General features: G+C 62.6%; 7 protein-coding genes and 2 pseudogenes. 8 read left to right on the forward strand and 1 reads right to left on the reverse strand.

Translation table 11 applies throughout. The annotated features are described in order from the left end of the window. From QM600_RS27790 to QM600_RS27825, 7 genes and pseudogenes are all read left to right on the forward strand, one after another. Window positions 1-1,369: MFS transporter (locus tag QM600_RS27790; protein ID WP_283264984.1), on the forward strand; the 1,369-nt coding region annotated here is incomplete at its 5' end. 45 nt (window positions 1,370-1,414) lie between these two features. After that, the gene (locus QM600_RS27795; protein ID WP_283264985.1) at window positions 1,415-2,611 is read left to right on the forward strand and encodes an anhydro-N-acetylmuramic acid kinase; all 1,197 of its coding nucleotides are present in this window, start codon (window positions 1,415-1,417) and stop codon (window positions 2,609-2,611) included. Further along, on the forward strand, window positions 2,608-3,483 hold the full coding sequence (locus tag QM600_RS27800) for a MurR/RpiR family transcriptional regulator (RefSeq protein WP_283264986.1): 876 nt from the start codon (window positions 2,608-2,610) through the stop codon (window positions 3,481-3,483). The genes QM600_RS27795 and QM600_RS27800 overlap by 4 nt, the downstream gene beginning before the upstream one ends. Window positions 3,484-3,502: 19 nt before the next feature. Beyond that, window positions 3,503-4,420 (forward strand): N-acetylmuramic acid 6-phosphate etherase, encoded by a 918-nt coding sequence (gene murQ, locus QM600_RS27805; RefSeq protein ID WP_283264987.1) that lies wholly within the window; start codon window positions 3,503-3,505, stop codon window positions 4,418-4,420. Continuing rightward, window positions 4,421-5,200, forward strand: a complete 780-nt coding sequence (nagB, locus tag QM600_RS27810) for a glucosamine-6-phosphate deaminase (protein ID WP_283264988.1) — start codon at window positions 4,421-4,423, stop codon at window positions 5,198-5,200. A 297-nt stretch (window positions 5,201-5,497) separates the two neighbouring features. Next, window positions 5,498-5,661 (forward strand): annotated as a pseudogene (locus QM600_RS27820) (IS6 family transposase); the annotation flags it as partial. A gap of 82 nt (window positions 5,662-5,743) precedes the next feature. Further along, window positions 5,744-5,848: pseudogene (locus QM600_RS27825) on the forward strand (IS6 family transposase); the annotation flags it as partial. Window positions 5,849-6,118: 270 nt separating this feature from the next. Here the strand turns inward: QM600_RS27825 and QM600_RS27830 are convergent. Continuing rightward, entirely contained in the window at window positions 6,119-9,391 is a 3,273-nt protein-coding gene (locus QM600_RS27830; RefSeq protein WP_349307295.1) for a protein kinase domain-containing protein, read from the reverse strand. Between the two features lie 189 nt (window positions 9,392-9,580). Between QM600_RS27830 and QM600_RS27835 the strand changes: the two genes are divergently transcribed. Next, window positions 9,581-10,214: RES family NAD+ phosphorylase (locus QM600_RS27835; protein WP_283264989.1), on the forward strand; the 634-nt coding region annotated here is incomplete at its 3' end.

The following is a 10,214-nucleotide window of genomic DNA, read 5'->3' on the forward strand; positions in this document are numbered from 1 at the left end:
GTCAACGGAGGACGGCATGGGCATCACAGTGCAGACACGGAACGATGGTGCGCAGCTCAGACGGCGCAGGGCGCTGGTCGCCGGCTCCGTCGGAAATTTCATCGAGTGGTACGAGTTCGGTGTGTACGGATTCTTCGCGACGATCATCGCGTCGAACTTCTTCAGTACCGACGGCGCGGGCGACCTCGAAAGCCTGATCAAGACCTATGCGTCGTTTGCGCTGGCGTTCTTCTTCCGTCCGGTGGGCGCCGCGCTGTTCGGCCGACTCGGTGACCGCATCGGCCGACGCCCCACCCTGGTCATCGTCCTTCTGCTGATGTCGGGTGCGACGACACTGATCGGTGTGCTCCCCACCTATGCGAGCGTCGGAATTCTGGCACCCGTCCTCTTGACGGTCCTTCGAATTCTTCAGGGACTGTCTGCGGGTGGCGAGTTTGGTGGTGCGGTGTCGGTGATGACCGAGTTCGCGCCACCCGGACGCCGCGGGCTGTACGGATCTTGGCAGTCGTTCACCGTCGCGCTCGGTCTGCTCGCGGGTGCGGGTATCGCGGCAGTCCTCGCTACCGTTCTCAACTCGGCGCAGCTCAGCGACTGGGGCTGGCGCATCCCGTTCCTTCTGGCGCTTCCGATGGGGCTGGTCGCTCTGTGGCTGCGGCTCCGGCTGGAGGAAACACCGTCATTCGAGCGTGCTCGGGCGGGCCAGGCCGAATCGACTTCTACGGCTGCGACGGCTACAGAAGCGGCAGCGCCGCCGATAGCGTCGCCGAGTGTCGGGGATACGGCCAAGGCGATCCTGCTCGGAATCGGGCGTTTAATGGGTTGGTCGGCAGCAGGCTACACATTCCTCGTCGTGATGCCGACGTATCTGCAGACCTCACTCAACGCGAGTTTCCATCAAGCGCTGGTTGCGTCCGTCCTCGCGAATGCAGGCTTCGCGCTGACCATTCCGATCGCAGGTGCACTCAGCGATCGCATCGGACGACGCGCCGTGATGCTTACAGGCACCGTGTTGATACTGGTCCTGGCGTTGCCTTTGCTCAACATCCTGCAGAGCGAGCAGACGTCCCTGACTGCCAAGGGATTTGCGGTCTTGGCCGCCGGCGCCGCAGTGGGACTGGTTGCCGGGCCGGGACCGGCCATGCTCTCCGAGATGTTTCCGACCTCGGTTCGGTATACCGGATTGGGGCTCGCGTATTCCCTGTCCAACGCGGTCTTTTCGGGCTGCGCCGGTCTGATCATCACGTGGTTGATCAAGGAAACCTCCAATCTCGATATTCCGGCCTACTTCGTGATGGCTACGTGCGCAGTCAGCGCGATTGCCTTGAGTACCTTGCGAGGAAATGCCCACAAGCGGGCACTCGTTGACTGAGCGCTGCTTCCGGAATGCCGAAACAATCCGAGTAAGGGATATTTCATGAGAGTCATCGGCCTGATGTCCGGTACTTCGTACGACGCTATCGATGCTGCCGCGGCAGATATCCGGATCGACGGGGACACTCTTGTGCTGACCCCGCTGGGAATGGTCAGCGAACCTTACTCCGGCGAGTTGCGGGCAGCGGTGGCCGCTGCGGTACCGCCGGCGTCCACCACTGTCGGTCAGATCTGCCAACTCGACACCGAGATCGGACAGGCATTCGCGGCGGTGGCCGCGCGGGCGAACGCGGAACTGTGCGGCGGCAGTGCGGAATTGATTTCCTCGCATGGGCAGACGATGTTCCACTGGGTCGAAGGCGCTGGCGTCAGAGGCACACTTCAGCTGGGGCAGCCCGCGTGGATAGCCGAGGAAACCGGATGCACCGTCGTCTCGGATCTGCGCTCTCGGGACGTGGCTGCGGGTGGACAAGGCGCGCCGCTGGTCAGCGTGTTCGACGTATTGTGGCTCAACGGAAGAAGTTCGGGTTCCGTCGCGCTCAATCTCGGCGGTATCGCAAACGTCACCGCGCCGGGTGGTGCCCATCTCTCGTCGGTCGATGGCGCTGCGGTACCAGTTGCTTTCGATACCGGACCGGCTAATGCGCTGATCGACGCTGCTGTAAGCGAATTCACCGCGGGAGAGCAGTGGTTTGACCTAGGGGGAGCTCTGGGCGCGGCCGGTACACCGAATGCCGATCTACTCGAACTTCTGCTGCGCGAACCGTATTACGCGCAACCCGCTCCCAAGAGCACGGGCAAGGAATTGTTCCATCGCGACTATCTACTCGCCGCCCTGCGTGGTTACGAATCCTTGTCTCTGGCCGACATCGTCGCGACGCTGACTGCATTGACCGCCCGGACTGTCGCTGATTCCGTCGCAGGACTGGCGGCCACCGAAGTGGTGGTGTCCGGCGGCGGGACCAAGAATCCGACGCTGATGGCAATGCTTCGCGACGAACTGGGTTCCATCTCGCTTGTCTCGTCGGACGAGCTCGGCGTCAGCTCCGACATCAAGGAAGCGTTGGCCTTCGCGGTTCTCGGCTTCCTCACCGCACACGGATTGCCAGGGACCATCGCTTCGTGCACCGGTGCACGCCACGCCAGTGTGCTCGGATCCCTGACGCCAGGAAGTCGTGGGCTGCCTAGAATCACTTCGGTGCCGTCAGCTCCGAAAACGATGCGAATAGAGGCGTTATGACATTGGACCGGAGTGCTCCGGCGTCCGTCGACTTGCTTGCTCGCATTCGCGCATCATTGAGCAGCCTCTCGCCTGCCGAGCTGCGGATCGCGCAGATCATCGAAGCCGACCCCAGTCTGGCCTCTACGTTGACGGTCAACGATCTCGCCGAGCGGGCGTCGACAAGCACAGCGACAGTGGTCCGTACTGCCAAAAGACTCGGATTCGAGGGGTATCCACAGCTTCGTCTCGCTTTGGCGGCGATCAGAGGTTCCACGCCAGGTGATTCGATCCCTATCGGTGTGGACATCGTGGCAGCCGACTCGGCCAGTGAGGTCATGGCCAAGCTGGCTGAGTTTGAATCCGAACAGCTCAAGGGCACAGCACAATTGACCGATCCTGCTGCGATGGAAGAAGTGGTGTCACTGATCCGGTGTGCTCGTCGTGTCGAGGTGTACGGAATCGGCGCGTCAGGCATCGTCGCGCAAGATCTCACGTTGAAACTCTCCCGCATCGACGTTAACTGCCGTGTGCATCTCGACCGTGACGCGGCGATCGTCAGCGCCAGCTTGCTCGGACCCGACGACATCGCAGTGGGAATCTCGCATTCAGGTGAGACCTCCGATGTTGTCGAACCGCTTGCCCTTGCCCGGCGAACCGGGGCATCGACGGCTGCGATCACCGGTGGAGCGCGGTCGACTCTCGCGGTGCAGTCACACCACGTTCTGCTCACCGCCGGTAGAGAATTCGGTTTCCGATCGGCAGCAATGGCGAGCCGAACAAGCCAATTATTGGTAGTTGACACAATTTTCGCGATGGTGGCACATTCGCTACCTAGCGCACTCTCTGCTCTGCAACGAAGCCATGACGCCATCGCTTCGAAGCGACACTGATCGAGAAGGGCTCGTCACAATGCAATTGGAAATGCTCTCAACTGAGAGACCCAACCCTCTCACCCGTGACCTCGACATCATGTCGGTGTCAGACCTGCTCACGGCGATGAACCAGCAAGACGGAATCGTGGCTGACGCGGTCGCGGCAGTACTACCTGCCATCGAGAAAGCAGTTGATGCGATCGTCACCGCGCGCGCCAACGGTGGTCGACTGATCTATCTGGGCGCCGGAACAAGCGGGCGCCTGGGAGTTCTCGACGCAGTCGAGTGCCCTCCGACGTTCGGGACCGACGCCGGCGAGGTGATCGGCATCATCGCCGGCGGTCCGGGAGCGTTCCTGAACGCAGTCGAGGGAGCGGAGGACAATACGGAAGCAGCCAAAGGCGACCTCGATGCAATCTCGTTGAACGCCACGGACGTCGTGGTGGGCCTGGCGGCAAGTGGTCGTACACCCTATGTCATTGGGGGACTGGATCATGCCCGCGCACTCGGCGCCGCAACAGTGGCGGTCTCGTGCAACCGGAATGCGGAAATGAGTTCTCACGCTGCCGTGGCCATCGAAGTCGACACCGGCCCCGAGATCCTCACCGGATCGACCAGGCTCAAAGCCGGCACCGCACAGAAGATGGTGTGCAACATGCTTTCGACGGCCAGTATGGTCCGCTCCGGGAAGGCATTTCACAATCTCATGGTCGATCTCCGGCCGACCAACGCGAAACTAGTCGATCGCGCTAACCGGATCGTCGCAGCCGCCACCGGAGTGGACACCGAGATCGCTTCGGAGACAATCGAGAATGCCGACGGTCATGTGAAGGCAGCGGTCGTGATGTTGTTGGCCGAATGCGACTTCGCCGAAGCAACCGAACTGTTGCACCGAGCTTCGGGCTCGGTACGCGAGGCCATCGTCAGTGCAGACAAGAGCAGTGAGGAAGCCTGAATGGAAATCGTAATAGTTCCCACTCCGAAAGACGGCGGGCGGATCGCTGCCGATATCGTTTGTGGCGCAATGGAAAACGGTGCGAAGATGCTCGGTCTGGCGACGGGATCGTCACCACTGCACACGTATCAAGAGCTGATCAGGCGGCATCGAGAATCGGGAGTGTCGTTCGCGGCGATGAGCGCATACCTGCTTGACGAGTACGTGAGTCTCACATCTGACCAGCCCCAGTCCTACGCGCACACCATCCGCGCGGAACTCGTGGATCACATCGACATCGACCCTGCGCGTGTGTTCAGTCCAGATGGCGGAGCAGAAGATCCGAATGAAGCTGCACGGCGCTACGACGCCACCATTGCCGAGAACGGTCCCATCGACGTGCAAATCCTCGGCATCGGGCTCAATGGGCACATCGGTTTCAACGAACCGTCCTCCTCTCTCGCCTCACGCACACGAGTGAAGACGCTGACCGGGAGGACCCGGGCTGACAATGCACGGTTCTTCACGGAATCGGCCGAGGTCCCGCATCACGTGATCACGCAAGGACTCGGAACGATCAGTGATGCAAGACATCTTGTGCTGGTCGCCGACGGGGCGCGTAAGGCGTCCGCTGTCCGGGCGGCAGTCGAAGGTCCGGTCTCGGCGTTCTGCCCGGCGTCGGTACTTCAATTGCATCCGCACGTGACAGTCATCGTCGACGAGGCCGCGGCCGACGAACTCGAACTCGCCGAGTTCTACCGCTACACAACCGAGCACAAGCCGGCGTCGCAGGGCTACTGAGAGCAGAGCTACTGGCACGCGGACTTGATCTCGACCGCAGTTGAGCTTCTAGCCTCGGTGCATGAATCAGTGCGAGAGGTTCAGTAGCACCCGCGGTTCCGTCGCCCCGGCTTTTCCCCCACCGTTGAGTGTTGTGATCGTTGGAGCGGGACCGGCGGGTATCCACGCCGCCGATCTGGCTCCGGGCGCCAAGATAGATTTGTCCGAACGTCTGCCTACGCCGTACGCACTTGGGCACTATTACGCTAATCGAAAAGTGCAGCGGCGCAGCTAGTTTGGGTCACAATTTTGCGGTACGCCGCCGGGCGGTTCACCTCAACCGGGCACGCGCAACGCTTCCTGCCAGCCTTCTCGGGCATTTCTTGCCCAACCGGCACAGACTCTCGGTACCTGAATGGCGTACCGAGATGGCCGACCGTTTCGCGGTCTGGCGGGAAGTCACCGCGACTGCCGCCGCGTGAAAGTGAACGTCCCGGCGGGCTGCCGTAGATTCCTTCCCCAAACCAGAGGCGCCGCTGCACTTTTCGATTGACGTGACAGTGCCGCGCGGAGAACTCGCATCAACCGACCCGGCAACGCGAACGCGCGATGAAAGGCTTCCGGTCTGTCGGCACAGCGCAACGATTTCTGGCAGCGTTCAGCCGCATCTCCCCGTATCTCCGAGGCCGCGCTCGATTTCTCGTATCGATTCTCCTCGGCGGTGTAGATCCTTGATCCACAGTGGATCCGAGTTCCTTGCTGCCCATCCAGGCCTCCGCGATCATGCATCATGTCATCAGTGCTGATGCGTTGACCTGCTGAGACCAAGGTCGATTTCCGGATAACCCACGGGAGGACGCCGGGACGATCCGAGGACTGAATGTCTGCAGCCGGATGTTCCAGAACTTGGATTCTCGGACAGTGGTGGTCGACCATCGATCACATGGGTTTGGAGCGGTCTTGCTCCGCAACCCACCTCGCGATCTGTGCCCGCGAGGTGAAAGTCAGCTTCGCCAGGATGTGCTCGACGTGCCCCTGCGCAGTGCGTGGTGAGATCACCAATCGGCCAGCGATGGCACTGTTGGTGAGGCCTTCGGCTACTAGTTCGGCGACTTGCTGCTCGCGTTTGGTGAGGATCGACGCCGCCCGATCGACCGGCGTCGCCGAGGGGGGGTCTTCTTCGAGGCCGAAGGCAGCGGCCGTGGCGAAACTCATCGCACTGCCTTTCTTCTGGGCTGCTTCGAACTCTCGTGTTCCGAGCGTGTCTTGTGCGCGGCGGACGCAGGCTTCGTGGTAGGTGGCCAGGTTGGGGAACAGGACGGAGGAGCTGCCTGCGATCCGGCCCAGTGCTTCGGCAGCACCCATCAGTATTGAGGCGCGGCGGACGTCGTCTCGGTTCGAGGAGGTCCAGGCGAGAGCTTCCAAACTGGTTGCAGCGATGAGTGGATCATCGGCCGAGCGAGCACGACGAAGGCTCTCCTTCAGTAGGTCCGTGGCTCGGTCGAGCTCACCCTGCCTCCAGACGGCCGTCCCCATTGCCCACAACACCCAGGAGCGAAAGGTCGTCTCTCCTCCGTGAGAGTCCGCGTATGCCAGCGTTTGCTCGTGACAGGCGACGGCACGACGGAAGTCTCCGCGGAGTTGGTATGCCCACCCCAGCATGAGGGAGGAGTCCATTCGCACTACGGGATCACCACCGCCTCGGACCAGTTCTCGTGCCTCTTCCAACCGGGCGACTGCATGGTCGGCATCGTCACTGATGAGCGCAGTGAATCCGTCCACAACTGCCAGCCAGGTGGCGATCTCCGGGTCGGCGGTCTGCGTGGCCAGCAGACTGAGTTCTGCCACCCGGGCTGTCGCCGCGGGCAGGTCGGCCTGACCTGCGGCCAGCATGCCGGCCGAGTAGACGGCCTTGGCGCGATCTCGACTGTATCCACCATCCGAGTGGGCGAGAGTTCTGTCGAGCCAGTTGCGGCCTTCGGTGATTCGGCCACCTATATACCAGAATGCATACAGAGCGGCGGCGATCCTCATGCCGCCGGGATTACCGGCGGACGGATCGAACTCTATTGCCTTGCGCAGGTTCGGCAGTTCTTGCTTCAAGCGGGAGTCCCACTCGAGTTGGCGGGGACTGATCCAGTCAGCCTCCGCGTTGAGAGCCAACCTTTCGTACCAATCCCGATGCCGTCGACCGATCTCCTGGCCGTCACCGGCTTCTGCGAGTTTTGTCCTGCCGTAGGTCTGAACCGTCTCGAGCATCCGAAAGCGAACCGCGCCTTCGGATTCCTCACGGGTCAGGATTGACTTGTCCACCAACCCGATCAGTACATCGAGCTGGTCGGGGTCGGGTGTGGCGGTGCCGCACACCTGTTCGGCGGCTTCGAGTTCGAAGCTGCCGGCAAAGGTCGACAATCGTGACCACAGCTGCTGTTCGCGTGGTGTGCAGAGGTCGTAGCTCCAGCCGATGCACCACCACAGAGTCTGCTGGCGATTCGGAATATCCCGACTGCCCGCTGTGAGCAGGGTGTACCGGTCGTCGAGCCGTTGCAGGATCTGATCCACGGATAGTGCCCGCAGCCGGGCCGTGGCCAGCTCGATCGCTAATGGCAGCCCGTCCAGTCGGGCACAAATCCGGGCTACGGCGAGTCGGTTGTCTCGAGTCAGCTCGAACCCGGGCACCGCCGCGGCCGCTCGTTCGACGAACAATTGCACAGCATCGTAGTGGGATGCCTCCGACACCGTGGGCACGCCGGATGGATCCGGAAAGCTAAGTGGAGTCACGGGCAATACGGTTTCGGCGCCGATTGTCAGGGTCTCGCGGCTGGTGGCCAGGATCGAGAGGTTCGCGCACGCGCGCAGTAGCGACTCCGCAAGCTGCGCTACCGCCTCCACCAGGTGCTCACAGTTGTCGAGCACCAGCAAGAGTTTGCGTGTCGACAGGAACTCGACCAGTACCTCCATCGGCGGGCTTCCGGCCAGGTTCCGCGCGCCCACAGCAGTAGCCACGATGTCGTCCACCAACGCCGGGTCGTCAATGGCACCGAACTCGACCAGACGCACCCCATCGGTGTAGCTCCGGCGCAACTCTCTCGCCGCCCGCGCGGCAAGCCGCGTCTTGCCGACCCCACCGATGCCCGTCAGCGTGACCAGACGCGATTCCGACAGCGCCTTCTTCACCTCGAACAGTTGTGCCTTCCGGCCGACGAAGCTTGTCAGTTGCAGCGGTAGGACACCCGTGTCCGGTCTGCGTCGGCGCCGATCCGACGTCGGTGTGCGCACATCCTGCATGTGGTCGCCTTCACCGCGAATGGTCATCTTCTCGACGGAATGACTATGGTCGAACCGGATCCGTTGCAGCTGCTTACCGAGGGCGATGACGGAGGGGCGCTGCGCCGGATCGCGGTCCATCGCGGCCTCGATTGCCGCGCACATATCGTTGGGGACCCCGCTCTCGCGCAGGTCCGGCACCGGTTCGTTGGCGATCCGGAGAAAATGCGCAACGACCTGCTCGCCGCTGCGGCGCTCGAAAGCGGAATGACCGGTGAGCGCACAGAACAACGTGGCGCCGAGCCCGTACACGTCTGACGCCGGACTGGGCGGATGGCCGTCAAGGACCTCGGGAGCAGCAAAAGCCGGCGACGCCGTGATCGTTCCAGCCGTCGTCTCGAACCCACCGACGATATGGGCGATGCCGAAATCGGTCAACGCCGGCTCTCCGTAGTCAGTGAACAAGACGTTCGCTGGTGTGACGTCGCGATGCACGATCCCGAGCCCGTGCGCTGCCTCGAGCGCCCCGGCCACTTTGATTCCGAGCCGCAGTACCTCGTCCACCGGCAGCGGACCGTCCCGGCGGATCCGGGCGTCGAGGGAACCACGCTCGTGGGACTGCATCACCAAATACGGTCGACCGGAGGAGGTCTCGCCGATCTGCAGCACTCCCGCGATGTTCGGGTGGCCGGTCAGTCGCCCCATCGCGCGTTGCTCGCGGACAAATCGCGCTCGGCTTTCCTCGTCCGGTCCAGCGGTGAGGACCTTCACCGCGACGACGCGATCTAAACCGCTCTGGGTGCAGCGGTAGACCACGCCGAACCCGCCCCGCCCGATCTCCGCGGCATCGTGGAACCCCGCCGCGCTGAGCTCCGCGACTAGTGGGGACGCCACATCCCGGTGTGTTCTGAAGGGGTCGTCTTCGGCCATCTGGTCACCTGTCATGTGGTCACCTGCGATTCCCCCCGAATTTCCATAATAGCCCTGCACGCTGAGCAAAGACCGGACCAGAAAGGTCCTCCACGCGCGTTGTGTGCAACGGGTGGCGGTGACCTGCCGCTGGAGTGGAGGCGGTGGTCGGTTCCTGCACGAGAGGCAGTCGGCCTGATCGCTCGTCGCGATCAGGCGGTCGCGATGATCACTCGCCGCCGCCGAGTGGAATCGATGCCGGCGGAATCGAATACGAACCTGCGAGCCGGAATGAAACTCAGCCCCGAACCGTCCATCAACGGCGTACACCAGCGCTACGGGCGGTGGGTAGATGACACCAGCGACCTCGTCGACCGCACTGACGCCGCACACCGACTCGCCTGGAATTTCTGCGCAGGATTCACCGGCGCCGTCGGTCTGTTCCGGACGGCTCATTGGAGCACACTCGCTGCCGGAACGAGAGTGTGGCGTGTCCACAGCACTCGCCGCAGCACGCTGGCCCCCAATCCCACCGCGCAACCGGACGAGCTTTCCGGGGATCGATTCGACTCACTCGACGGCGTGTTTGCCTACCTCTACATCGCTGATAGTCCCGGCGGTGCGATCGCTGAAACTATCTGCCGGGATCTGCCGTTGGATCCGACCGTAGCGAGGATTGTGCCTGCCAGCGCGGTGACGGGTCGCACCTTGACCGCGTTGAGGGTTACGCGCACGCTGACGGTTGCGGCGCTGCATGGTCCTCGACTGTCTGCGGTTGGTCAGGATCTGTGGTTGACCAAATGTGAAGCGCGACATTACGTCACGACACGGAGATGGGTCGCCGCGATCTATGCTACAG

This window comes from Rhodococcus sp. IEGM 1379 (genome assembly GCF_030056815.1).
In the GTDB taxonomy this organism is placed as follows: Bacteria; Actinomycetota; Actinomycetes; order Mycobacteriales; family Mycobacteriaceae; genus Rhodococcus_F.